Raw genomic sequence first — 25,585 nt, 5'->3', positions numbered from 1 at the left:
TAGCAGCAAGTCTAGCCAGAGATAACCCATTATTACTACAAGGAGCCTATGATCACAAAGCGTTGAAAAATTTATTCCATACCTTAATGGCTATGGGGCCGGCATTTGAATTCTACTTTGTTGACCCTGAGGGTGTAATTATTACACATTCAATTACTCCAACATTAATCAAGCGTAAAAAAATTGATTTACTCCCTCTTATTCAATTAACACAAAATCAAGCTTCGTTACCTATTTATGGAGACGATCCGCAACATATCTCTTGTAAAAAAATATTTTCTGCTGCGCCTGTTTTCAATAGCAGTAGCCTGCAAGGTTACTTATATGTAATTGTTGCAGGAGAGCGTATGGATCAGCCTTTAATCGTTTGCAGTTTAAGCTTTAAAATAGATCTTTCTATTATGGTTATGTTTGGCGCTATGCTTTTCTTATTCTTGGTGATGTTAGGCATATTTTCTTATTTTACTCGACCATTAATAAAATTAAGTAAAGATACTAAGGCACTTAAAACTGTTGGTTTTGATAAAAATAAAGTACAGCTCGCTCAATGGATGCCAAATAGTCGCCATGAGCTGCATCAACAGGGTGTAGCGTTTGAGCAAATGGTTAGGTAAATTAATCAACAATTCTACATGTTGCAACAACATGATGAGCAACGACGTGAATTATTGGCTGATATTTCTCATGACCTGCGAACACCATTATCTTCTTTGCAAGGATATATTGAAACTCTCGCCTTAAAGAGTGATCAGGTCACTAAAGAGCAATGACAGAAGTATATTTAAATTGCTTTGAAAAATGCTCAACAATTGAAGGGGCTTATTGATCAAGTTTTTGAGCTAGCGCATTTAGAAGGCGGGCAAGTTTCCTTAAACCTTGAAGCATTTAATTTAGCCGAGCTGTTATATGATGTTGTTGCTAAATTTAGTTTACAAACTGTGGCCAAGCAAATTGACGTTACTATGATACCTGAGTGTTCTTATGCCCAAGTTGATAGTGATATTGGTAAGTTAGAACGTGTGCTGAGTAACTTATTAGAGAATGCTATTCGCCATACCCCTGTCTTGGGGGAAATCACCTTAGTTATTACTGATATTAATCAGCATCAATGCCAATTAACGATTACTGATACAGGTATTAAAGAAGAAGAGTTACTTTATATTTTTAATACGCGTTATCGCGCAAGTAATGCCGTACAAGACAAAGAAAAACATACAGGGCTAGGCCTTGCGATTACCAAAAAACTATTGGAATTATTAAAATCAGATATAAAAGTAACCAGTATTTTAGGTAAAGGAAGCTCATTTTCATTCAACTTACGTAAAGTTATGTGTAGGTTTTATTTTAACGGTCGAAATTTCTTGTTAATTTCCTTAGAATACTTATAAGGATTTAATTTAAGCAATCACCTAAGGAAAAATGTTGAATAATAAAATTACCCTCTCATTAACGCTTGCTGGACTCGTTCTTTTAGCAAGTTGCGCAAAATCTTCTACTGGTCGTCATCAAATAACACTTTTTTCAAGTTCAGAGCTTGAGCAAATGGGGGCAAGTTCATTTGAGCAAATGAAAGAAAAAGAAAAAATGAGTACTGATATAGCCGTGAATAATTACGTATATTGTGTCGCTAAAGCGATCACAATCAATGTGCCTAAATCAGCTCATCAAGGTGAATGGGAAGTGGTTGTCTTTGATTCTGAACAAGTGAATGCTTTTGCTTTACCAGGTGGTAAAATTGGTGTTTATACCGGTATTTTAAAGGTGGCAGAAAATCAAAACCAACTGGGTGCAATTATTGGCCATGAAGTTGGTCATGTTATTGAACGTCACTCGAACGAACGTATGTCATCAAGTAAAATATCTCAAACAGGCATGGCGGTTGTCGACACGGCATTATCAGCTGGAAATGTAGAGAATCGTAACTTATGGATGTCGGGTTTAGGTTTAGGCTTACAATATGGTGTGTTAATGCCATATGGTCGTACCCATGAGAGTGAAGCAGATATTGTAGGGCAAGACTTAATGGCCAAGTCCGGCTTTGATCCTTCGGCTGCCATCACGTTATGGCAGAATATGGCAAAAATTTCAAACGGTTCGCCACCAGAATTTATGTCAACTCATCCATCCAATAAAACGCGTATTGACCAATTGACGGCTCACTTACCAAAATCTCAAGTTTTTTATCAATCGAAGAATACACCTACTTGTAAAAGGCCCAATAATATATAGGTATACTCATAAAAATGAATTTTACTAAATTTATTGGTCTTTCAATAAGCCTATTAGTCCCTATATTTTCGGCTAATAGTGCGCTAAGTGCACACAGCATCAAGTTATACACGATAGATTGTGGTTCTTATGATGTCGCAGATATGAAAAGTCTGTCAAGCATAGGAGCATATGATGGCCAAAAATTACCAATGGCTAATCCGTGTTTTCTAATCAGACACCCTAAAGGTGATTTACTTTGGGAAACTGGTCATGTTGATAGTTTGGCTGATAATATTAATGGTGAAGTTGGCGGGGTTTGGCACGCTAAATTAAAAACTAAGTTAGTTGTACAGCTTGCTCAATTGAATATCAAACCACAAGACATTGAATATTTGTCACTTTCTCATGTAAACCTGATCACGCAGGCAATGCTAACAAGTTTGATTCATCTATGTTCATAGTCAATGAATTAGAACATAAATATATGTTTTCAGAACCAGTGATTTCATATTTCGGCGAGTATTACTCGGCACTTGATAAGGCTAAAACCATTGCATTTAGCGATGAATATGATGTTTTTGATGATGGCTCCGTTGTTATCAAATCAATGCCAGGGCTTACACCGGGAAGTTCAGTACTTTTGGTTCGATTGAATAAAACAGGTAAGATTTTGCTGACAGGTGACTTATACCTTCACGCACAAGGTCGAAAACTTAATACTGTACTTCAATATAATGTGAAAGCAGTGACGCTTGATTCAAGAATTAAATTTGAAGTATTAGTAAAAAAAGAAAACGCTAGAGTTATTATTCAGCATGATAAACAAGACTTTGAACGCTTGCCAGTGTTTCCAAAATATTTGAATTAATGCTAATAACGGCTAAAAAAATCAGTAACTAATCAATAATATATGTTACTTTTCCTACCAATGTTATTTCAAAAGAATTTTAAAACATGAAGCTTTGGCTGAAGGATGATTCTGTGTCCAGAAAAGTAGTGTTCCAACGGGCACTATTTTTCTCTATGGTAACCTTATTTGTTTTATTTGTGTTTCAACCTTTTGGCACTAATAACCATACTATCCCATTCAAATATCTACGACTCTCAGGTTATGGTCTGGTAACTTTTTGTGCGTTATTGTTATCGGGTATATTAGAAATTGGATTAACTCGCCTTAATATTAAAAGCCAATTTCGCTTCTCGATTATTCCTTGTATTTATATTGGGTTAGTTTCTGTGTTTAATCACAGTTATTTTGTTGTCGCAATTCTTGGGGGTTGGCATTGGGAGAATCAATTACTGTTTATTTTCTATACTTTTGCTATAGGCTCATTTCCGATTATTTTTATTTTCCTTGTTAATAATCATGCAAAAAAGACAATGGTCTTGTCACAAGTTATTGAAACCGAAAACAATATAGAAAATAGTCATAAAACGTTAATTAATAAGGAACTCGGAGCATCTCAGTTATTAACTTTAATTGGCGAGAATAAAGGAGACAAACTGCAAATAACGTTATCACAACTCTTATTTATTAAATCTGCTGACAATTACTGTGAGCTTGCTATTTTGAAAGACAGTAAGGTCTGTCATCATTTATTACGTAGCTCTCTCACTAGTATATTAAAACAATTACCTGAAAATTCATTGGTTCACCGATGTCATCGCTCTTATGTGGTAAACGTGGCATTAATTGAACTTAGCACGGGTAATGCTGGTGGTTTGAAATTAGTCATGAAACCTATTGGACTAACTGTTCCTGTATCCCGTACTTATGTTGAAACGATAAAACAAGCCTTGTCGTTAGTCCCTGAAGCTTGTTAATCGCCCCAATACATTGTTATTAGTACCAATATTCAGAACTTCCCCCCTTATTAATAGATCTTAAATTCAGTGTTCGTCATGCTTAACTTGAAATTTAAAACTTAAATTAAGCAGGTAGATATGAATAACAAAATTAAAACACTGATAATGATAAGCACCTTTATATTCTGTCATTATGTGATGAAATATTTTTGGGGAGAAAGTTGGAGTGAATCATTATTAGTGATGGACCAACAATCTTATCTGTTATTAACACCCGCGAGCTATTTATTTAAATATAGTTTCTTAGTCTTAGCAGCACGCTTATTATTTAGAGATGTGAGTTTACAAGAAATTTTAGGGCTAAAAATAGAAGGCTTTGAACATTACCTTAAAGCAGCTGTTGCTTGCTGTTTACCAATGGTATTAGGTTACGCTTACTTAAGTAACGAACTAAACTTAGCACTGTCAGGGGTCATGGTCGGTTCAGTATATGCAGGTGTATTCGAAGAAATTCTATTTAGAGCGGTATTATTTGGTGTTTTATTTCGATATTGCCGTCTAGGCTTTATACCCGCAGCTTTAGTGAGTTCAGTCATTTTTGGTTTAGGACATATATATCAAGGACATGATCCTATGTCAGCTTGTGCGGCTTTCGCAATCACTTCCGTAGCAGGTACTTGGTTTGCTTGGTTGTTTTGTGAATCAGGTTACCGGATCTGGTTTCCGTTGTGGATGCATATTTTTATGAATGCAGCTTATGGAATATTCGGTATGTCTGGCGGTGCAGCAGGAGATTTAGAAGGTAATATATTTAAGGCAAGCTCGATTATTCTAAGTATGGTTTACATACATCTTCTTGTTCGACGTGGGAAAAAGCGCGAAATAACCTTTAAGTCATTATGGAAAAATCGATCTGATGAGCCCCCTCATTCTTCACTAACAACTCAAAGCACCTAAAGGAGATTAGCAATGTTTGAATTATTTTTAGTATTGATGACACTTTCATCACCAATTTTACTCATAATGTTTGTACGCAATTATTTTATGTACAAATCAGAGATGAATCAAAAATTATTAGTGCTACAAAAAGACAGAGAGAGTCATACTATTATAGCGACGCAACAAAGGTTAGATATACTTGTTAATAGGGTGATAGTACTCGAAAAAATTGTCACCAATAGCAATATTGATTTAAGCCAGGAAATCGCTCAATTATAATTTGAAGCGGTTATTACAACAAATTGAAGGTATTGTTTATAAATTAATTAGTTCTGATTCCATTAGCAAACGTTTTTTATACTAAGGTTTCATACCTTTGCTGTTTCTAAGATGAGTTTAGCTTGTGAAATAATATAACAGTTGTGAATAGTTTGTCGATTTGATCGACTATTTAACCTCAATACATGGTTAAAAAAAATTTAGATAAACTGAATTTATTTAATAAATTCTATTAATCTTTTTTTGTAGGTTTGACCAATAGGGATGGTTGAATCAGCTACTTCAATTTGCCCAGAGCTCACACTGTTGATTTTATTTTTAGCAACAATGAAAGATTTATGTACTCTCATAAATAAATTCTGAGGTAATTCGTTTTCGAACTGAGATATTTTTTGATGGGTGACTATTTTGCCATCACTACAATAAACTAAACAATAGTTACCGCAAGCTTCAATATAAAGAATGTCATTTAGGGAAATTTGGTGATGAGCTTTATCACCCTTGATAAATATTCTTTGGTTTAGGTCTTCCACAATACTTGGAATATTTGAAACAGTCTGATGTTCTGTTAAATGAATATTCTTTTCAGAAGTTACTTTATTCACTGCTTTTAGGAAACGTTCAAAACTGAACGGTTTTAATAGGTAGTCACTGACATTTAATTCGAATCCTTCTAGGGCAAATTCTTGATAAGCGGTAGTAACAATAACTGTTGGTTTTACCATTAACGTTTTTAGAAAATCAAAGCCGCTTAATTTTGGCATATTGATATCGAGAAACATTAAATCGACACTGTTGGTCGCGAGAAGCTGCATGGCTTCCAGCGCGTTATAACTATGATTAACCAACTTGAAATGTGGCAAGTTTGTATAGTATTCTTCTATGATACAATGAGCGATAGGTTCATCATCGATGAACATAAAACGAATGTCTTTGTTATTCATACTTATCTTAGCTTTTTAATTGTATTTTAAGCCGAACCGAATACACGCCATTTTCAGATGAAATATCCAGCTGATGTAAATCAGGGTAGATGAGCTTTCGGCGTTGTTCTAAATTTTGTAGCCCAATACCCGTGTTGCTGGATTGTTCATTCTCATCGAAATTATTTTATATTTCAAATGCCATAATTTGCTCTTTAGCTTCAAACTTGATAAGTATAAAGGCTTCTTCAGTGCGTTTTTTAACCCCTTGTTTGTAGGCATTCTCCACCAGTATTAACAATAATAAGGATGAGATCACTAAGCCAGAATCTGTTATCTCATTGATGTTGAAGAATTGCATAATGCTGTTTTACCTTTGATTCAGAGTAATAAAAAAAAGTTAGTATTCTTACCCGAAATATCTCGATTGAATGAAACACTTAATTTAAGCTTGTCTATGACTATCACTTTGGATTCAGCAGATAAGCAACAAGCACACGAAGGAAAAGTGCCTTGTTTATTAGGGTTGTTTAATGATAGTAAAGGTAAATTACGTAATGTTGTTATGCTAGAATTACAGGTTGCCTGTGTCTTTGCTGCAATTAAAAATAATATAGCGAAAGCCGAAATAGATCATCTTTTACAAGAAAGAGAAATAAATAAAACAATAATTTCAGCTTGTGTAGATGTACTTAAGGATTGTCAGCCCGCTTTTAATCTAAAAACAAAAAAAGAAGTAACGTTTTCTAAAATTTTATTATGTACAGATAATTTAAAGCAAGTTACTGCTATCTTGAGTAAAAGTGATGAGCAACGTATCGACTTAAGCTGCCAAGTAGACGATTTTAGTCTTGGCTATATTACTGTTATCGGATCTTAGTTAGGCAACATTACTTTACTTATTATCTGAGTTTTTCAGCTTAAGCTTAATTGTCTAACTTATATTATTTCATTGTAGAACGATTTTATAACAGAGAAAAATTTTCTTGTCATTTATGGGGGGCCAAATTATTGGGAAGCAGAGCGTAATTACGATAAATCGTAGTTTGATCATCAGCGGACTTTGACACTTCCTGTAATGATAAATGCCCAATATTCGGCTTAGGTATTGTCGCTGTATTCGTTTCGGCGAATTAGCGGATTCAACTTTAAGCACCTGAAAAGTGGCATTGACACAGATCAGCAGATAATCTATCTGTAGGTTTTTCAATAACTCTTTCTTATAAAGATTATTGGGTGTTTATTTTTTAATGAAATAGTCTGTTATAGGTTTTTATTTACTGTTATTAAATGCCCATTCAAAAATTTGATTAATTTAGTATTGCTCTTTTTATTTTCCAGCTTTAATCCTTTTTGGATAACAGGCAACGCTTTTTTGTATTGTTTAGTGTGATCAAGTAACTCAGCATAACTATCATAAGTATCATAAGTATCATAAGTATTAGCTGAATTAGGATAAAGCTCAGTATTTAACTTCATCACTTCAATTGCGTTATCCAATTTATTTATGGCATCTTCACTAACAATTAAATAATTTTCTCTCATTAATCGTTGTTTTGAATTTGCCGAATGCTTCAATAAAATTTGACTTTTTTATTTCATTACTGAGCCACCAAGAGGCTGGAATTTCATTATTATTGTATTGTTCGAGATCAGCGATGTAATCATTCAGTTCAAACAGTGTCACTTTTCGTCTGTCGCTAGACATTAAAATCATGATCGACTCTTTATCTAGATGATTTGCTTTAATTGCATGGTGATCAGGGTTACTGCCATCGTTTAACAATAAAGTCATCTCGCCTTTATCATTCTTCATGAAATTCCCTAAATCAAAATATGCGCGTGAAGACATACCTGATAACGTATGAGGTCTTAAAGCCCTTTGCATTGAAGCTTTATTAATAAATTGATTATTCATTAATGCTTTTCCCCAAAGGTATAAATCGTCAGGGGTGGTGAAATAGGAGATACTTAATATAGCTGATGTATAATCACCAACAACAGATGGACGAACATCATTAAGATCTACTTTGTTGAAGGTACTTGTCATTTTGGCTGGTATAAATAACTTTTCTTTTACAAAAGTAGTGAATGGCTGACTTGTTATTTTTTCAATAACCCCAGCACGTAATAAAACATTTAAGTTCCCATATAAATAATCAGTACCGGGTGTTACTGCTAAAGTCTTTATCGACATCAATTGTTTTACAACTGCAGTAGTATCTAGATTTAGGCTCCATTCTATTTGAGGTAAACCACTTGTATGCGATAAGAGTTGTTCTATGGAGATGTCTTTCCCCATGTAGGCAAGTTCGTTAAATATATACTTACTTTATCGTTGCCGTGAACTTTTCCTCCTTTCTCAAGCATGATTAAAGCAACAGTGGAAAATTCCTTCGAAATTGAGCCCATACTTAAAAGGTGGTCTGTTGTTAATTTAATTTTTTTGTTTTGATCAGCAAAACCAAGTGCATTTTGGTAAATCACACCTTTAGCATTAGCGATGGTCACAGATCTGTTAAAGTCCATAAGCTGATATGCTTTATTGATAATGCGGTCTATTTTTTGAACTTCGGGCTTTGATGATTCAGCAAAGGTGTTAATAAAAGCTACAGGCTAAAGCGATAGGTAAAATGATTTTTGACATTGTCATTTACTCGTTTTCCTTGTCTATTATATTTTTTATTTAGATTTTAATTTGACTTTGTTTACAACTTTTTTCGTATGTTTTTGGTGTTATACATTAAGCCTATATTTTCCGCAAGTGACGCTCATAAAACATACAGGTGAGTGGTGGGGTATGAATTACTTTGATATGGAGAGTAATTCATTATTAAAGATTGTAGAGGGAAAGTGATAACGTGCTCATTATAAAAAATAAGCACCGAAAAACAGGAGGGTAATAAAATTATCGAGTAATTCGCCAAAAAGCAATGCTCGCAACAACGAGTAAAATCATTGGATAAAAAGCGCTTGATACGACTTCTATAGGTGATATTTTCAAAGTAGCGCCTAATAGTAAAGCTTGAGCACCATAAGGTAGTAAACCTTGGTTAATACAGGCGTAGATATCTAATAAACTGGCAGAGTGAGCAGGGCTAACACCACCATCATCAGCAAGCTCTTTCGCCGTTTCACCTGTGACAATAATGGATACTGTATTGTTTGCGGTGAAAAAATTACAGGCAAAAGCTAATGAAGCTATACCAAAACCTGCCGCTCGTTTTTTATTGTTAGGGTTAAGTTTACGCGCAAAATTTTCAATACTATGGGTTAGGGCGGCTAAGCCCCCTTGGCGCTTTATCAATTCACTTAAACCACCAATAAACAGCGACAGAATGAAAATGTCTTGCATGCTGCCAAAACCTGCATTTATATCGCTTATCCATTTGGACAATTGGTAACCGTTATCATACATGCCTATTGCTGCCGCGAAAATAATACCAACAATTAAAACCACAAAGACATTAATGCCCATTAAAGCTAGCGTTAAAATGACCAAATAAGGCAGTAAACCAAGCACATTAATATCTTGAACCTGCTCGTGTGGAATACTTACCCCCATCGAGGCATAAATAAGCAAACATAAAAGTGCAGCAGGTACGGCAAATTTAAAGTTAACCTTAAACTTATCTTTCATATGTGCCCCCTGACTCCGTGTTGAGGCTATGGTGGTGTCAGAGATTATTGACAAGTTATCTCCAAAAATAGCACCAGAGATAATGCAACCAGCAACAATTGAAGCATCTAAATTAGCAGACTCGATGAACCCAAGTGCAACCGGAGCAATAGCGGCAATAGTTCCCATAGAGGTCCCCATGGCTGTTGCTAAAAAAGCAGCCACTAAAAATAAACCAGGCAATAGTAAATAGTCAGGGAAAAATGACAAACCTAATTGAACGCTGGCATCAACACTCCCCGTTGTCTTGGCAACCGTAGCGAAAGCCCCTGCGAGTAAATAAATTACACACATCGTAATAATATTTGCATGACCAGCCCCCGAAATGAATTGGCTAACTTGATCATTAATACTGTCTTTTCCTAGGTATATAGCAACTAAGATTGCAGGAATAATGGCGATACTGGCAGGGAGTTGATAAAAAGCAAACTCAACGCCTTGTAGTGTCAGTACAATACCGGTACCGAGGAATAAGCCCAGAAAAACAGCAAAAGGTAATAGACTAACTAAACGTTTTTTAGGGGGAGTTGTCACGACTTCTGTATTCATAAAATTATCTTTAACATTAAGTTAACGCTAGTCTATCGTAAAGTTTACTGATAGCAAAACGATAAAAAATAGCGACATAACTGGAAATTAAAAAATGTATTAAGTTCAGGCTACAGACCAGCACCACTTTATGTTATCCTTGCGCGAATTTTTATCTAATCGCCATTTTGCACAATAACTGTGTCGGTGAAAACATAAGGAATATCATGTCAGAAAATACATTTGAAACTATTGAGCAACGCGTAAGTTACGGTGTAGGTCGTCAATTAGGTGATCAACTACGTAATAACCCTTTCAAAGAATTTGACGTATCTGCTGTACAAGCGGGTTTAGCTGATGCTATTGCTAATTCAGCAAGCCAAGTATCAGACGAAGATTTAAATGCTGCGTTTTCAGTTGTTTCGAAAAAAATGCAAGAGTTAGAACAAGCTGCAGCTAAAGAAAAATCAGCTGAAGGCGAAGCATACTTAATTGAAAATGCTAAGCGTGATGAAGTAACGGTTACTGAGTCTGGTCTTCAATATGAAGTATTAGCAACGGGTGAAGGCGAAAAGCCAACAGCCGCAAGTATGGTTCGTGTTCATTATCACGGTACTTTTATTAATGGCGACATTTTTGATAGTTCTGTAGACCGTGGCCAACCTGCTGAATTTCCAGTAGGTGGCGTTATTCCTGGTTGGACAGAAGCTTTACAGATAATGGCTGAAGGTTCTAAGTGGCGTTTATACGTACCTTACCATTTAGCTTACGGTGAGCAAGGCTCACAAGGTGCTATACCACCATACTCAACATTGGTATTTGATGTTGAGTTATTAGCCATTGTTAGCTAATTCGTTTTTTAAAGCCCTCCGTTGAGGGCTTTTTTATGGGCGGGATACTTGGTCAGCTTTAGTTGCAGACAAAAGTTAAGTACCACCGTCCTTGCCAGCAATATCGTGGTGCGTTGACTATATGGATGCAAAAAGTAACGCAGGAGTCTTTATCGTAATAGTAATGAATGTTGAATACCCTGCAAACATAACTAATATAAGCCAATAGATATTTAACCTTAACAACGTCATAAAAGTAGGAACGCATGTTAGAGCGAGCACTGATCAAATTATTTAAAGATTATATTTCTGCCTTTGAAGATTGTAATTTAGCTGCTGCACGTGCTTGTTACCATTTACCTTGTACATTACATACCCCCGATAAAATTGCTTATTTAGTGGACAGTGAAACATTCAATCAAGAATTTGAAAATATTTTTACGGTATTAAAGCACGCAAATACACAAAAAATAGTCCCTACAATTGCAAGCTATAATCAATCAGCTAACGGATCCGTCGATATTTGTATTGATTGGGCTTTTATTGATAACGATGATGAAATCTATGCTGACTTTACCGCTTTTTTTCATATTGTTAAGATAGCCGAAGCCTTTAAAATAGTCAGTGTTGTTTCACACGACTTAACCAACAGTGTTGAGTTAGCAATACCATTAGTGTTGGTACGTTAAAAGTGACTTGTATCAAAATATAAATTTATAGAGATTTAAAATGAAAGTAAAAGTAGCCATCTTAGGATGTAGCGGCCGCATGGGGCGTAACTTAATTCAAGCTGCCGTTGAGCACCAATCTATTGAACTTGTGGGTGGCAGCGTACGAGAATTATCATCGTTTGCTCATTTTGATTTAGGCGAACTCGCCGGTATTGGCGCTATTGGCCAAAAAACATCAACAAACTTAAACGACTTAATAAATGCTGATGTTTTTATTGATTTTACATCCATTGAAACAACGTTAGAGAATATAAAATGGTGTCAACAACATCATAAAGCACTCGTTATTGGTACTACGGGGTTTAGTGATGAACAAGTTAACATTATTGAAGAAGCAGGAAAAAGTATGCCTGTTATTTTGGCACCCAATACCAGCGTCGGCGTTAATTTAATGTTTAAACTACTAGAAGTTACCGCAAAAGCAATTGGTGACTATACTGATATAGAAATATTTGAAGCACATCATAGATTTAAGAAAGACGCTCCGTCTGGTACAGCCGTAAAAATGGGGCAAGTCATAGCAAATACTCTAGGTAGAGACTTAAATAAAGTGGCTGTTTATGGCCGTGAAGGTATTACTGGTGAGCGCGATAAAGAAACCATTGGTTTTGCCACTGTGCGAGCAGGAGACATTGTTGGTGAGCATACCGCCTTTTTTGCAGATATTGGTGAACGGTTAGAAATCACCCATCGTGCTAGTTCAAGAATGACTTTCGCTCTAGGTGCTATGAGAGCCGCATTCTGGTTAAGTGAAGCAGATAATGGCTTTTATGATATGCAGGATGTTTTAGGCTTAAAATAATAAAATTTTAAGGAAAACAGTTACTTTTGGCTGTTTTAACTGAATATTCAATTAAACGCTTAGTTTTTACAATTATCGCTAGACGAATATGTGATACAAGCGTAAAATAAGTGGATTTTGTCAAAAATTTAGTGGTTCTGTTAGTAATAACGAAATTTTTGGCATTTTTTATGGGTGTTTCTAGAGGAAACAGCCGACACGTAATTGTACTTAATGATGTTTTTTAGTTGCATCGTTAAGCTTCTTTCTTCTTTACGGAGGTTAAATTGACTAAATCTGCCATTTTAGTGCTTGAAGACGGCACTGTATTTAAAGGCACCGCTATTGGTGCAGACGGAGCGGCTGTTGGTGAAGTAGTATTCAATACTTCAATGACCGGTTACCAAGAAATTCTTACCGACCCATCATATGCAGAGCAAATTATTACCCTAACGTACCCGCATATCGGTAATACAGGTACCAATAGTGAAGATGAAGAATCAAACACTATTTGGGCTAAAGGTTTAGTTATTCGTGACTTACCGCTATTAGCGAGTAATTTTCGAAATGAACAGAATTTAAGCGACTACCTAAAAGCACGTAATGTTTTAGGGATTGCAGATATTGATACGCGTAAATTAACGCGTATTCTTCGTGAAAAAGGTGCTCAAAACGGTTGCATCATGACTGTTGATACAATGTCTGAGGCCTTAGAAAAAGAGGCTTTAGCTCAAGCTAAAGCTTTTCCAGGCCTTAAAGGTATGGATTTAGCAAAAGTTGTTTCAACGAAAGAGCAATATCAATGGACAGAAGGTAGCTGGGAATTAGGTAAAGGTCATATTACTCCTGAAAATTCACAGTTTCACGTAGTTGCCTACGATTTTGGTGCCAAACGTAATATTTTGCGTATGTTAGTCGACCGCGGTTGTAAAGTAACAGTCGTACCAGCACAAACACCTGCTAGTGATGTTCTTGCTATGAATCCCGATGGTATATTTTTATCAAATGGACCTGGTGATCCAGAACCCTGTGATTACGCCATTTCCGCAATCAAGACATTTTTAGAAACAGACACCCCAATTTTTGGCATTTGTTTGGGTCATCAACTCCTTGGCTTAGCCAGTGGCGCGGGTACCGTAAAAATGAAATTTGGTCATCATGGTGGCAACCATCCAGTTAAAGACTTCGCACGCAATGTTGTTATGATAACTGCGCAGAATCATGGTTTTGCGATTGATGCAAACAAAATGCCCGCGAATTTGAAAGTCACGCACGTCTCGTTATTTGATCAGTCAATTCAAGGTATTCATCGCACAGACAAGCCAGCCTTTAGTTTTCAAGGTCACCCAGAAGCAAGCCCTGGGCCTGCAGATGCTGCACCATTATTTGATCACTTCATCGATCTAATGAACGATAAAAAAGCTTAGCCCTTCAACAAGATATAAGAGAGAATTAAAAAATGGGAAAACGTACTGATTTAAAAAGTATCTTGATTTTAGGCGCGGGTCCAATCGTTATTGGTCAAGCCTGTGAATTTGATTATTCAGGTGCACAAGCCTGTAAAGCACTTCGTGAAGAAGGTTATCGAGTTATATTAGTTAACTCAAATCCAGCTACAATTATGACTGATCCAGAAATGGCTGATGCAACTTATATCGAGCCTATTCACTGGGAAGTTGTGCGTAAAATTATTGAAAAAGAACGTCCTTGTGCGGTTTTACCGACAATGGGTGGTCAAACCGCTTTAAACTGTGCTTTAGAACTTGAAGCAAAAGGCGTACTAAAAGAATTCAATGTTGAGATGATCGGCGCAACCGCTGATGCGATTGATAAAGCAGAAGATAGATCCCGCTTTGACAAAGCAATGAAAGCGATTGGCTTAGATACCCCCAATGCCGAAATTGTGCATACGATTGAAGAAGCGCATGCAGCCAGTAAAGTTCTAGGTTTTCCTTGTATTATTCGTCCTTCATTTACGATGGGTGGTAGTGGTGGCGGTATTGCTTATAACCGCGAAGAATTCCATGAAATTTGTACGCGCGGTTTAGATCTTTCTCCAACCTCAGAATTATTGATTGATGAATCATTAATCGGTTGGAAAGAATATGAAATGGAAGTGGTTCGTGACAAAAATGATAATTGTATTATTATCTGTTCGATTGAAAACTTTGACCCTATGGGTATTCATACCGGTGATTCTATAACGGTTGCTCCTGCGCAAACGTTAACAGACAAAGAATACCAGATTATGCGTAATGCCTCGATTGCAGTTTTACGTGAAATCGGTGTTGAAACTGGGGGGTCAAACGTACAATTTGGTATTTGTCCTAAGACTGGCCGTATGGTTATCATTGAGATGAATCCACGTGTTTCTCGTTCATCGGCATTAGCTTCCAAAGCAACAGGTTTTCCGATAGCAAAAATCGCTGCAAAATTAGCAGTAGGTTATACGCTTGACGAATTAACTAACGATATCACCGGTGGCGCAACACCCGCGTCATTTGAGCCAACTATCGATTATGTTGTTACTAAAATCCCACGTTTTAACTTTGAAAAATTTGCGGGTTGTGAAGACCGTTTAACCACGCAAATGAAATCTGTTGGCGAAGTAATGGCAATTGGCCGTAACCAACAAGAATCCTTACAAAAAGCATTACGTGGCTTAGAAGTTGGCGTCAATGGTTTTGACTCTATGGTTGATGTAACACAACCTGGCGCTAAAACTAAAATTATGCACGAGCTTCAAGAAGCGGGTTCTGACCGTATCTGGTATATTGCTGATGCGTTCCGTTTAGGGTTAACAGTTGATGATATTTACCGTTTAACCATGATTGACCGTTGGTTCCTTATTCAAATTGAAGATATCGTTTTAGAAGAAGCAAAAGTTGCTGAAGGCGGTTTAAAAATATTAACAGCCGATTATTTACGCAAGCTTAAGCGCAAAGGTTTTGCTGATTCTCGCCTTGCTGATTTAATTGGTATCGCTGAAGCTGAAGTGCGTAAAAAACGCCATAACGCTAATATCTTCCCCGTTTATAAACGTGTTGATACCTGCGCCGCTGAATTTAGTTCTGATACAGCTTACATGTATTCAACTTATGATGAAGAGTGTGAAGCAAACCCAACCGATAAAGAATCAATTATGATCTTAGGTGGCGGTCCAAACCGTATTGGTCAGGGAATTGAATTTGATTACTGTTGTGTTCATGCTGCATTAGCACTCCGCGAAGACGGTTATGAAACAATTATGGTGAACTGTAATCCTGAAACGGTTTCAACCGATTACGACACATCTGATCGTTTATATTTTGAATCAATCACTTTCGAAGATGTACTTGAGATTGTTCGTATTGAAAAGCCTAAAGGCGTCATTGTGCAATATGGCGGTCAAACGCCTCTTAAATTAGCGCGTGCCTTAGAAGCTGCCGGTGTGCCAATTATTGGTACGTCTCCTGATGCTATCGACAGAGCAGAAGACCGAGAACGCTTCCAACAAGCCGTTGAACGTTTAGGTTTATTGCAACCTGAAAATGCTACTGTTACGTCAATCGAAGAAGCAATGGCGAAAGCCGAAGCGATTGGTTTCCCATTAGTTGTTCGTCCGTCTTATGTTCTAGGTGGCCGTGCAATGGAAATTGTTTATGACCTAGACGATTTACGTCGTTATATGACCGAAGCGGTTAGCGTTTCAAATGACTCGCCAGTATTACTTGACCATTTCCTTGATGATGCGATTGAAGTTGATATTGACGTTATTTGTGACGGTACCGATGTGGTTGTTGGCGGAATTATGCAACATATTGAACAAGCAGGTGTTCACTCAGGCGATTCAGCATGTTCATTGCCTGCTTATAGCTTAAGCCAAGAAGTTCAAGATGTTATGCGCAAACAAGTCACTGATTTAGCTTTTGAGCTAGGTGTTGTTGGCTTGATGAATACCCAGATGGCGGTAAAAGATAACGAAGTTTACATTATTGAAGTAAACCCTCGTGCTGCACGTACTATTCCTTTTGTATCTAAAGCGACTTCTGTTCCTTTAGCTAAAATAGGTGCACGTGTTATGGCAGGAAAGTCATTGAAAGAGCAAGGTATAACGAAAGAAATTATTCCACCTTATTTCTCTGTGAAAGAAGTTGTTATTCCGTTTAACAAGTTTCATGGCAGTGATCCATTAGTAGGACCAGAAATGCGCTCTACGGGTGAAGTGATGGGCGTTGGCAAGACATTTGAAGAAGCGTACGCAAAAGCTTGTTTGGGTGCCGGTGTTTCAGTACCTAAATCAGGTCGTGCGTTAATCTCTGTTCGTAATAGTGATAAAGTACGTGTTGTTGAATTAGCGAAACAGTTGGTTGCTTTAGGGTATGATGTTGATGCGACTCATGGAACAGCGATAATATTGGGTGAAGCTAATATACCATGCCGTCTTGTAAATAAAGTTCAAGAGGGGCGACCGCATATTCTTGATAGAATCAAAAATGGTGAGTATAGTTATATTATTAACACCACAGAAGGTCGCAAAGCGATTGAAGATTCTAAAGTCTTGCGTGGAGGAGCATTGCGCTATAAGGTGGAATATACTACGACCTTGAATGCAGCATTTGCTACATGCCAATCTCATTCCGCTGACGACAGAAATACGGTAACATCGATACAAGAACTGCATAAACAATGTAGTTAATAACGAACTATGTAGGGGGTTTGCTTACCATTAAGTAAATACCTTATTAAAAATATATTATATAAGGGTGGTTATACTTTTTAAGTAAGCCACCTTTATCATTTGAAAAAGAAGAGAAAAATGACAAAATATCCAATGACACTTCTTGGTGCTGAACAGCTAAAAGAAGAGCTTAGAGTTTTAAAAACAGAAAAACGCCCTCGCATTGTAAAAGATATTGCGGTTGCCCGAGAGCATGGTGATTTAAAAGAAAATGCAGAATATCATGCAGCAAAAGAAGAGCAGGGCTTTTGTGAAGGACGAATTCAAGATATTGAAGGAAGGCTTTGTAATGCTCAGGTTATCGACATAACTAAAATACCCAATCATGGCAAAGTGATTTTTGGTACAACCGTTACCTTATTAAACATCGATACCGAAGTGGAAGTCACTTATAAAATTGTTGGCGACGATGAAGCTGACTTTAAAACAGGGCGTATATCATTAAACTCACCTATTGCACGTGGTTTAATTGGTAAAGAAGTTGATTCTGAAGTAGAAATTACTATACCCGGCGGTGTTGTTGAATATGAGATTGTATCAGTCGACTATATTTAACTATTAATGTATGTGTTAAAAATATTAAGAGCCCATTATGTAAGTAATAGGCTTTTTTTTTGACATGAATTCATGCTACGTATTTTATAAACTTTTGTAGCATTTACTGAACAATCAGATGTATTCGTTTACTTAACCTATCATGGAGATAATATGAAAAAAGTAGCATTTATTGGTTTAGGCGTAATGGGCTATCCTATGGCCGGGCATTTGAAAAATGCAGGTTTTGATGTTTGTGTATATAACCGCACAACAGCAAAGGCAGAAAAATGGGTAAAGGAATTTGGTGGTTGTTTAGCTAATACCCCAAGAGAAGCCGCAGAAGGCTGCGAGATTGTCTTTTCATGTGTAGGGAATGACAACGATGTAAGACAAGTTGTTTTAGGCGACGATGGCATATTTTCGGGCTTAGCTATCGGTGCTATTTTAGTTGACCACACTACCGCTTCAGCAGAGCTGGCAAGAGATCTTGATTCACTTGCTAAATTACAAAATAAGCACTTTATTGATGCACCTGTATCGGGAGGCCAAGCTGGCGCTGAAAATGGTGTCTTAACGATTATGGCTGGCGGTGAACTTAATATTTTTGAACAAATAAAACCGGTAATAGATACTTATGCACGCTTTAGCCAATTAATGGGTAAAGTTGGCTCTGGGCAGTTAGCTAAAATGGTGAATCAAATTTGTTTTGTTAATACCGTACAGGGTTTAGCTGAAGGATTGAATTTCGCTCAAAAGGCGGGCTTAGATACTGACAAGTTAATCGAAACCATTTCAAAAGGTGCTGCGGGCTCTTGGCAAATGGATAATCGTGGTAAAACAATGTGTGCTCGAGAGTTTGATTTTGGTTTTGCGGTTGACTGGGTCAGAAAAGATTTAGCCATGGCGTTTAGTGAAGCTGAAAAGATTGGAGCTGACTTAACGGTTACAAAACAATTAGACGGTTACTATGAAACGGTTCAGAAAAAAGGCGGTAATCGTTGGGATACTTCTAGTTTGATTACCCGCTTAGATGATTAAGCGGTTTTAAATAAAACCCGTATGTCATTGGTTTGTTTATTTAGTTAACAATAATTTAAAATTTTACCTTAGATAAACAAACCGAAAAGGTAATTGCTCAAAGCAATTTTGTAATACTGATGGTTTTAATTTTTAATGTTCTTGTTTAATTTTTTTATGATTACCCGGCCAATAGTTAGTCTTTCTTTCACTCTTATCTATGCCCTTATACATGATGTCAGCTTAAACCGATAACTTGAAATATGCGTTACACAGGTGGTTCAAACAGTTCTGTCTAACTTAAGTGTAGAGTTAGTGATGAAGTTCTTTGCTTGCAGAGCCTTTGGGGTCAAAAGCTGATATGCCATGAATAAAGATCAATATGGTGTGAGCGATACCTATTACGACTAAATGTTGAGACTCTACGCCACCAGGTCCGTCATTCATTACAAATAGCAAAATCCAAAATGTATAAGAAATAGCGTAAAAGGCTAGAGCTTTTAAAAAGCCTAGTGTTTTACTGCCAGTTGGTTGTTTATTAAATTTAGTGTTTTTAGCTGAAGTATTGTTCATTGTGTTCTCGTTTTTATAGAAGTTATGTTTAGTTAGTAACCTTAGGAGTTAAAAACTTACACATTATCTGAATTTATTTTAATTTATTGTGTGGGTTGTGTACTTTATTGGAAGTGAAGGTAAATACAAGTTAAGTAATAAGTGGTTAACCTTACTTTTATAAGTAGGCTCGCGAGTATTTTTGCTGTTACGTTTTTGTCATATAATCGAGGTTTACAAATTTTCAGATTAAAAAAAAGCCTGCAAACATTTGCAGGCTTATCTTATGTGGCTCCTCAACCTGGACTTGAACCAGGGGCAAACGCTCTTTTTATTTAAGCACAGTCCGTTGCTCTACCAACGGAGCTATTGAAAAATTGTGCTTTAAGTCATTACAATAAATTAATTGAAGTATCGTTATTCAGAACAAAAAAAGCCTGCAAATATTTGCAGGCTTATCTTATGTGGCTCCTCAACCTGGACTTGAACCAGGGACAAACGCTCGTTTTATTTAAGCACAGTCCGTTGCTCTACCAACGGAGCTATTGAAAAATTGTGCTTTAAGTCATTACAATAAATTAATTGAAGTATCGTTATTCAGAAAAAAAAAGCCTGCAAATATTTGCAGGCTTATCTTATGTGGCTCCTCAACCTGGACTTGAACCAGGGACAAACGGATTAACAGTCCGTTGCTCTACCAACTGAGCTATTGAGGAATTGTGCTTTCAATCATCACTATAAATCAAGTGAAGTATAGTAATTTAAATTAATAAAAAAGCCTGCAAATACTTGCAGGCTTTTCAATATGGCTCCTCAACCTGGACTTGAACCAGGGACAAACGGATTAACAGTCCGTTGCTCTACCAACTGAGCTATTGAGGAATTGTTCTTCATGTAACCGCTTTAAAATACTATAAAGCCATTACTATAATTTGGCTCCTCAACCTGGACTTGAACCAGGGACAAACGGATTAACAGTCCGTTGCTCTACCAACTGAGCTATTGAGGAATTGTTTTGTTTGCCAAGGGTCTTGGCTAACGGGGCGAGATATTAAATGTCCGTGGGTGAACTGTCAACACAAAATGTAGAAAAAAATCATTATTTTGTTTGTTTGCTTGTTTTGTCGACACTAAGTCTGCTTTATCTTCAAATTCAGTGCTATTTTTGCTCTTTAGATTTGTAAGTGACTATTGCACAAAGTTATCCACGGAATCTGTGGATAACTTTGTGAGTTAAAGTGTAAAAAAGCGTAACTAGGGTGAAGAATGCACGTTACAGCTAAACAGGGATATAATGGATTTTTATCTTTATTCTTTTATAACAATGCATTAGCTTTTTTTGTTGTCGGTTTTACTCTCTTAGTGTGATTTTTGTGCAACGTCAGTTTTTATACCCATTTGCTGTGGATTATACAAAAGTAAAGATATTTCAACGTTATTATTTATTTTTTTTAACATTAAATTTATATAAAAAATTAAAATGAAGTTGAAATAAAATATATACATAGCGAGTCTTATCACTATCTTTTACAATACTTTGGTATTTTCCTGCAAAGACAAGCAAAAGCTACCTTTAAATGACCGAAAAAAATAAAACTAAGAAAATCAACTTACTTGAAGACCCCGTTGCAGATACGATTAAACGCATGACCATTCCCATGATCTACGGTATGGTTTTATTAATGACCTTTAATTTAGTTGATACTTTTTTTGTTGGCTTACTTGGTACACAGCCTTTAGCCGCTATTAGCTTTACCTTTCCGATTACTTTTACTGTCATCAGTCTAACGATTGGCCTAGGTATTGGCACGTCAGCAGTTATTGCTAAAGCGTTGGGGAGGGGCAGTGATGAGTCAGCAAAAAATTCAGGTACCGCTGCTATATATTTAGCTGCAATCATTGTTGGCCTCTTATCTTTAGCAGGTTTTTACTTTATTGATGAAATTTTTTTATTATTAGGGGCGAGTGAAGCCTTATTACCACTTATTCATGAATACATGGATATTTGGTTTATCGGCAGTATTTGTTTAATTGGCCCGATGATAGGTAATTCAATTTTAAGGGCTTCTGGTGATACTAAAACACCTAGTGTAATCATGGGCAGCGCTGGTTTAATTAATGCGATATTAGACCCTATTTTTATTTTTGGGTTAGGACCTATCCCAGCGATGGGAATAAAAGGTGCTGCAATAGCGACATTAATTTCTTGGATTTTTGGATTATTATTGGTTTTATACATTGTTGGTGTAAAGCGTCAATTAATTCATACTAAACTTTTACCATTAAAGACATTTATTGCTTCAAGTAAAGGTATTTTACACATAGGTTTACCCGCAGCGGGTGCTAATATGCTTACTCCACTAGCTGCTGCTGTTTTAACGGCGATTGTGGCTAACTATGGTGAGTCAGCAGTTGCTGCCTTTGGTGTTGGCTCTCGTATTGAATCGATAGCCTGTTTAGTCGTTTTGGCTATGTCTATGACGCTACCTCCTTTTATCAGTCAAAATTTTGGTGCAGGTAATATGCACCGTGTTGAAAAAAGTTATAAAGCATCAATAAAGTTTGTCTTGATATGGCAGTTACTTATCTATTTTTTACTTGTGTTAATTGCTCCTTTTATCGCTGATATTTTCTCGAAAGAACAAGCCGTAGCTGATATTATTATTTTATTTATGTGGATATTGCCATTAGGCTATGGATTACAGGGAGTTATTATTTTAACTAACTCTTCATTTAATGCACTGCATAAACCGATGGTGGCATTAATGCTTAGTGCTGTTCGACTCTTTATCTGTTACGTACCTCTCGCCTATTTCGGCAGTGTTTATTATGGGTTGGAAGGTTTTTTTATTGGTGGATTTCTTGGTAATCTTATTATGGCGATGATTTCTTACCGTTTATTTAATAAACAATTTTCACGTGAGTTTGCTGAAGCAAAGGAAGTATCATAATGAAAACCATGGACTTAAAGTCAGATTATACACCCAATGGTGATCAGCCTGCTGCCATTAAACAATTACTTGAAGGCCTTGGAAGTGGTTTAGCACATCAAACACTCTTAGGTGTGACTGGCTCAGGAAAGACCTTCACGATTGCTAATATTGTTGCCACGTCAAATCGTCCAACGATGATGATTGCGCCTAATAAAACCCTCGCAGCTCAACTTTATAGCGAAATGAAGGAGTTCTTTCCAAACAACGCGGTGGAATACTTTGTTTCTTATTATGATTACTACCAGCCAGAAGCCTATGTGCCTACAACCGATACTTTTATAGAGAAAGATGCTTCTGTTAACGAACATATCGAGCAAATGCGTTTGTCGGCCACTAAGGCACTACTTGAGCGCCGGGACGTTATTATTATTGCTTCAGTTTCTGCTATTTATGGTTTGGGCGATCCTGACTCGTACTTAAAAATGATGTTACACATCAGTGTTGGCGATATTATTAATCAGCGCGATATTTTACGCCGCCTCGCTGAATTACAGTATAAGCGTAACGATGTTGCTTTTCAGCGAGCGACTTATCGGGTGCGTGGCGATGTTATTGATATATTTCCTGCAGAGTCGGACCGTTTAGCGTTACGTGTTGAATTATTTGATGAAGAAATAGAACGCTTGTCAATGTTTGATCCGCTGACTGGACAAGTTGACCGTACTTTAGAAAGAGTAACGGTATATCCTAAAACACATTATGCAACGCCAAGAGATAAAGTATTATCAGCAATTGATAAAATAAAGATCGAACTCAAAGAGCGTTCAACATTTCTCAAAGAAAATAACCGCTTAGTAGAAGAGCAGCGTATCGTGCAACGTACGCAGTTTGATATTGAAATGATGACAGAGCTGGGTTATTGCTCGGGTATTGAAAATTATTCTCGATATTTGTCAGGTCGAGGTGAAGGCGAAGCACCACCGACTTTGTTCGATTATTTACCGGATGATGGCTTATTAATTATTGATGAATCTCATGTGACGGTGCCGCAAATAGGTGCGATGTATAAAGGGGATCGTTCACGTAAAGAAAACTTAGTGAATTATGGTTTTCGTTTACCTTCCGCGCTCGATAACCGGCCAATGAAGTTTGATGAATTTGAAGCGTTAGCCCCGCAAACAATTTATGTTTCAGCGACACCCAGTAATTATGAAATTGAAAAGTCAGGTGATGATATTGCCCAGCAGCTTGTACGTCCAACAGGATTACTCGATCCCATTATTGAAGTTCGTCCTGTTGAAACGCAAGTTGATGACTTATTGTCTGAAATTCGTAAACGTGTTGCTATCCAAGAGCGTGTTTTAGCCACTACGTTAACCAAGAGGATGGCTGAAGATCTTACTGATTACTTAGATGAACATAATGTAAAAGCGCGCTATTTACACTCTGATATTGATACTGTTGAACGTGTCGAAATTATTCGCGATTTTCGTTTAGGTAAGTTTGATGTCCTGGTTGGTATTAACTTACTACGCGAAGGTTTAGATATGCCTGAAGTGTCGTTAGTGGCGATTTTAGATGCTGATAAAGAAGGTTTTTTACGCTCAGAGCGTTCCCTAATTCAAACCATTGGTCGTGCTGCTCGTAATATTAATGGCCGTGCTATTTTGTATGCGGCGAAAATTACCGGTTCAATGAAAAAAGCGATTGATGAAACCGAACGTCGACGTGAGATGCAGCATCAATACAATATTGACAATAATATTACCCCTCGGGGAGTCATAAGCAAAATCAGTGATGCACTTCACAATGGTACGGTATCTTCAAGTGATACGTTGTTAAATGTGGCTGAACAAGCAACAGATTATAAAGTATTATCTATTAAAGAGATTGATAAAAAAATTAAACAGCTTGAAAATGATATGCTTAGCCATGCTCAAAATCTAGAGTTTGAACAAGCTGCTAATTTACGCGATGAAGTTGCAAAATTAAGAGAGCAACAATTATCTCGTTAGTAAATCCATTGGTTATTTGAGCTCAAACATCATATATTGATTGATGATGTTTGAGACGGCTTCACAATTACAATGTGCCAAGTGGCTAATGTCATTAATTATCTTATCTTGAATATCTAAAGGGAATAGCATTAACTGTTCAAGATAAAGGTGTGCTTGAACTTCGTTATCGTTATTAACGAAGTCTATTAGCCGATTTGCATGATTTTTCCAAATAACACTCATATATTTCCGCCCTGAAACTTAAATGACTTTATGCTTCTTACTGTTAGTAAATTTAACCTCGATTGAGCACAAGATCAGCTTTGACTTATATCAGTTAAGTTTAGAACATGTCAGTGTTAGGGTTATATGTTTTAGGAATTAAAACTGTTTGTTAGAAGCTTCGTTGTATAAGGAGGTTGTACTTTAGTGCTAATCACTTGATATTTTAGGGGATTTAAAATTTATCTGAATAATATGAAAGTACTCTCTAAGCTAAAGTAAATTTTTGCTGATGTTTACCCCTATAGCCAATTATTTAGGGCTTTTGAAAAGAATACTTTTAAGGTTGTTACCGATTAAAGTTTAATAGGTTGTATAAAAGTAATGATAAACGTCAATTATAGCCAATAAAAAGCCAGTCTAATGACTGGCTTTTTTAGTTTCACCTATCGGTAAAGATGATACTTTACTGATAAAATCTACGGTTTTGTTGGACCAGCACCACTGCGGCTAACTGCATCAGATACCATTGCCATCTTACCTGATGAAGCATGTTCCTTACGATTTTCGTTTGCAACGAAGTCAGTAGGGATTTCATTGATCATCGTAATCGTTTCTGTTTTAGTCATCGGTGAAGATGATTTACCTGGCTTACTGCCTTTACTCGAAACCTTACCTGCTTTTGAACTGATTTTCGGGCTTGGTTTTCTCGATATAACTCGCTTCGGTTTTTCGATAGCATCTTCAGTTACTTGTGCTACTACTTGAGGCTCGTCAAAAGGTAAATCTTGCTGTACTTCTGTTGTTGGCGTTTCAACCACAGGTGTTTCAACTACCGGCGTTTCAATTACAGGAGTTTCAAATACAGGTGTTTCAACTACAGGTGTCTCAACTACCGGC

The 25,585-nt window shown here is 36.7% G+C and carries 25 protein-coding genes, 5 tRNA genes and 2 pseudogenes; 19 read left to right on the top strand and 13 right to left on the bottom strand.

Going from position 1 to position 25,585, the window contains the following annotated elements:
• Positions 1-62: 62 nt before the first annotated feature.
• The 9 genes from H4J52_RS19855 (at position 63) to H4J52_RS04070 (ending at position 5,235) form a co-directional block, all read left to right on the top strand.
• Positions 63-614, top strand: coding sequence for a hypothetical protein (locus tag H4J52_RS19855; protein ID WP_259366588.1), 552 nt, complete (start codon positions 63-65; stop codon positions 612-614).
• 18 nt (positions 615-632) lie between these two features.
• Entirely contained in the window at positions 633-770 is a 138-nt protein-coding gene (locus tag H4J52_RS19850; protein ID WP_259366587.1) for a histidine kinase dimerization/phospho-acceptor domain-containing protein, read from the top strand.
• 21 nt (positions 771-791) lie between these two features.
• A complete protein-coding gene (locus H4J52_RS19845; RefSeq protein WP_259367813.1) occupies positions 792-1,388 on the top strand; it encodes a sensor histidine kinase KdpD in 597 nt (198 codons plus the stop codon).
• 34 nt (positions 1,389-1,422) lie between these two features.
• Positions 1,423-2,229 (top strand): M48 family metallopeptidase, encoded by an 807-nt coding sequence (locus H4J52_RS04095; protein WP_259367812.1) that lies wholly within the window; start codon positions 1,423-1,425, stop codon positions 2,227-2,229.
• Between the two features lie 14 nt (positions 2,230-2,243).
• Positions 2,244-2,672, top strand: a complete 429-nt coding sequence (locus H4J52_RS04090; RefSeq protein WP_182224256.1) for a hypothetical protein — start codon at positions 2,244-2,246, stop codon at positions 2,670-2,672.
• The gene (locus H4J52_RS04085; RefSeq protein WP_182224255.1) at positions 2,663-3,079 is read left to right on the top strand and encodes a hypothetical protein; all 417 of its coding nucleotides are present in this window, start codon (positions 2,663-2,665) and stop codon (positions 3,077-3,079) included. Before H4J52_RS04090 ends, H4J52_RS04085 begins: the two co-directional genes overlap by 10 nt.
• A 113-nt stretch (positions 3,080-3,192) precedes the next feature.
• Positions 3,193-4,035 carry a LytTR family DNA-binding domain-containing protein gene (locus tag H4J52_RS04080; RefSeq protein WP_310649622.1) on the top strand — a complete coding sequence of 281 codons (843 nt, stop codon included), beginning with the start codon at positions 3,193-3,195 and terminating at the stop codon, positions 4,033-4,035.
• A gap of 120 nt (positions 4,036-4,155) precedes the next feature.
• Positions 4,156-4,974, top strand: coding sequence for a CPBP family intramembrane glutamic endopeptidase (locus H4J52_RS04075; protein ID WP_182224254.1), 819 nt, complete (start codon positions 4,156-4,158; stop codon positions 4,972-4,974).
• Between the two features lie 12 nt (positions 4,975-4,986).
• Entirely contained in the window at positions 4,987-5,235 is a 249-nt protein-coding gene (locus H4J52_RS04070; protein WP_182223281.1) for a hypothetical protein, read from the top strand.
• Between the two features lie 215 nt (positions 5,236-5,450).
• Here the strand turns inward: H4J52_RS04070 and H4J52_RS04065 are convergent, their stop codons facing one another.
• Together H4J52_RS04065 and H4J52_RS04060 are read right to left on the bottom strand one after the other, a co-directional pair.
• Complete coding sequence (locus H4J52_RS04065; RefSeq protein WP_182224253.1) at positions 5,451-6,179, bottom strand: LytTR family DNA-binding domain-containing protein; 729 nt, start codon at positions 6,177-6,179, stop codon at positions 5,451-5,453.
• Positions 6,180-6,345: 166 nt separating this feature from the next.
• Positions 6,346-6,519 (bottom strand): hypothetical protein, encoded by a 174-nt coding sequence (locus H4J52_RS04060; protein ID WP_182177907.1) that lies wholly within the window; start codon positions 6,517-6,519, stop codon positions 6,346-6,348.
• Here H4J52_RS04060 and H4J52_RS04055 point away from each other — a divergent pair.
• Positions 6,514-7,038: a hypothetical protein gene (locus H4J52_RS04055; protein ID WP_182224252.1), complete on the top strand. Its 525-nt coding sequence runs from the start codon at positions 6,514-6,516 to the stop codon at positions 7,036-7,038. The two genes, H4J52_RS04060 and H4J52_RS04055, sit on opposite strands and share 6 nt — an antisense overlap.
• Before the next feature lie 383 nt (positions 7,039-7,421).
• Here H4J52_RS04055 and H4J52_RS04050 read toward each other — a convergent pair whose 3' ends face one another.
• From H4J52_RS04050 to H4J52_RS04035, 3 genes and pseudogenes are all read right to left on the bottom strand, one after another.
• Positions 7,422-7,703, bottom strand: coding sequence for a hypothetical protein (locus H4J52_RS04050; protein WP_182224251.1), 282 nt, complete (start codon positions 7,701-7,703; stop codon positions 7,422-7,424).
• Positions 7,678-8,687 (bottom strand): annotated as a pseudogene (locus H4J52_RS04045) (serine hydrolase domain-containing protein). The gene H4J52_RS04050 and the pseudogene H4J52_RS04045 overlap by 26 nt, the downstream one beginning before the upstream one ends.
• A gap of 379 nt (positions 8,688-9,066) precedes the next feature.
• A complete protein-coding gene (locus H4J52_RS04035) occupies positions 9,067-10,386 on the bottom strand; it encodes a Na+/H+ antiporter NhaC family protein (RefSeq protein ID WP_182224249.1) in 1,320 nt (439 codons plus the stop codon).
• 206 nt (positions 10,387-10,592) lie between these two features.
• On the opposite strand from H4J52_RS04035, the gene H4J52_RS04030 reads away from it, so the two are divergent.
• The 7 genes from H4J52_RS04030 (at position 10,593) to H4J52_RS04000 (ending at position 19,002) form a co-directional block, all read left to right on the top strand.
• On the top strand, positions 10,593-11,216 hold the full coding sequence (locus H4J52_RS04030) for an FKBP-type peptidyl-prolyl cis-trans isomerase (RefSeq protein ID WP_182177914.1): 624 nt from the start codon (positions 10,593-10,595) through the stop codon (positions 11,214-11,216).
• A gap of 245 nt (positions 11,217-11,461) precedes the next feature.
• Complete coding sequence (locus H4J52_RS04025; RefSeq protein ID WP_182224248.1) at positions 11,462-11,884, top strand: hypothetical protein; 423 nt, start codon at positions 11,462-11,464, stop codon at positions 11,882-11,884.
• 40 nt (positions 11,885-11,924) lie between these two features.
• Complete coding sequence (gene dapB / locus H4J52_RS04020; RefSeq protein ID WP_182177916.1) at positions 11,925-12,728, top strand: 4-hydroxy-tetrahydrodipicolinate reductase; 804 nt, start codon at positions 11,925-11,927, stop codon at positions 12,726-12,728.
• A 266-nt stretch (positions 12,729-12,994) separates the two neighbouring features.
• Positions 12,995-14,134: a glutamine-hydrolyzing carbamoyl-phosphate synthase small subunit gene (carA, locus tag H4J52_RS04015; RefSeq protein WP_182177923.1), complete on the top strand. Its 1,140-nt coding sequence runs from the start codon at positions 12,995-12,997 to the stop codon at positions 14,132-14,134.
• Positions 14,135-14,166: 32 nt separating this feature from the next.
• A complete protein-coding gene (gene carB / locus H4J52_RS04010; RefSeq protein ID WP_182177931.1) occupies positions 14,167-17,385 on the top strand; it encodes a carbamoyl-phosphate synthase large subunit in 3,219 nt (1,072 codons plus the stop codon).
• Positions 17,386-17,505: 120 nt separating this feature from the next.
• Positions 17,506-17,982: a transcription elongation factor GreA gene (gene greA, locus H4J52_RS04005; RefSeq protein WP_182177933.1), complete on the top strand. Its 477-nt coding sequence runs from the start codon at positions 17,506-17,508 to the stop codon at positions 17,980-17,982.
• Positions 17,983-18,135: 153 nt separating this feature from the next.
• Positions 18,136-19,002, top strand: a complete 867-nt coding sequence (locus H4J52_RS04000) for an NAD(P)-dependent oxidoreductase (protein WP_182223289.1) — start codon at positions 18,136-18,138, stop codon at positions 19,000-19,002.
• A 291-nt stretch (positions 19,003-19,293) separates the two neighbouring features.
• Here H4J52_RS04000 and H4J52_RS03995 read toward each other — a convergent pair whose 3' ends face one another.
• The 6 genes from H4J52_RS03995 to H4J52_RS03970 all read right to left on the bottom strand — a co-directional run bounded on the left by H4J52_RS03995 (position 19,294) and on the right by H4J52_RS03970 (position 20,542).
• On the bottom strand, positions 19,294-19,554 hold the full coding sequence (locus H4J52_RS03995) for a hypothetical protein (RefSeq protein ID WP_182177937.1): 261 nt from the start codon (positions 19,552-19,554) through the stop codon (positions 19,294-19,296).
• Between the two features lie 268 nt (positions 19,555-19,822).
• A tRNA-OTHER gene (locus H4J52_RS03990) sits at positions 19,823-19,909 on the bottom strand.
• An 89-nt stretch (positions 19,910-19,998) separates the two neighbouring features.
• Positions 19,999-20,085 (bottom strand) — tRNA-OTHER (locus tag H4J52_RS03985).
• Positions 20,086-20,173: 88 nt separating this feature from the next.
• Positions 20,174-20,249 (bottom strand) — tRNA-Asn (locus H4J52_RS03980).
• Positions 20,250-20,339: 90 nt separating this feature from the next.
• A tRNA-Asn gene (locus H4J52_RS03975) sits at positions 20,340-20,415 on the bottom strand.
• Positions 20,416-20,466: 51 nt separating this feature from the next.
• A tRNA-Asn gene (locus H4J52_RS03970) sits at positions 20,467-20,542 on the bottom strand.
• 568 nt (positions 20,543-21,110) lie between these two features.
• On the opposite strand from H4J52_RS03970, the gene H4J52_RS03965 reads away from it, so the two are divergent.
• Together H4J52_RS03965 and uvrB are read left to right on the top strand one after the other, a co-directional pair.
• On the top strand, positions 21,111-22,484 hold the full coding sequence (locus H4J52_RS03965; RefSeq protein WP_182177939.1) for an MATE family efflux transporter: 1,374 nt from the start codon (positions 21,111-21,113) through the stop codon (positions 22,482-22,484).
• Complete coding sequence (gene uvrB / locus H4J52_RS03960) at positions 22,484-24,481, top strand: excinuclease ABC subunit UvrB (protein ID WP_182177941.1); 1,998 nt, start codon at positions 22,484-22,486, stop codon at positions 24,479-24,481. Before H4J52_RS03965 ends, uvrB begins: the two co-directional genes overlap by 1 nt.
• Positions 24,482-24,493: 12 nt before the next feature.
• On the opposite strand, the gene H4J52_RS03955 is transcribed toward uvrB, so the two are convergent.
• Complete coding sequence (locus H4J52_RS03955; protein WP_182177943.1) at positions 24,494-24,706, bottom strand: hypothetical protein; 213 nt, start codon at positions 24,704-24,706, stop codon at positions 24,494-24,496.
• A 458-nt stretch (positions 24,707-25,164) separates the two neighbouring features.
• Positions 25,165-25,585 (bottom strand): annotated as a pseudogene (locus tag H4J52_RS03950) (hypothetical protein); the annotation flags it as partial.

It is taken from the genome of Colwellia sp. MB02u-14 (genome assembly GCF_014076915.1).
Classification (GTDB): Bacteria; Pseudomonadota; Gammaproteobacteria; order Enterobacterales; family Alteromonadaceae; genus Colwellia_A.
Note: the sequence above shows the minus strand (reverse complement) of the source record. Positions and strands in the feature narration are given on the sequence as shown.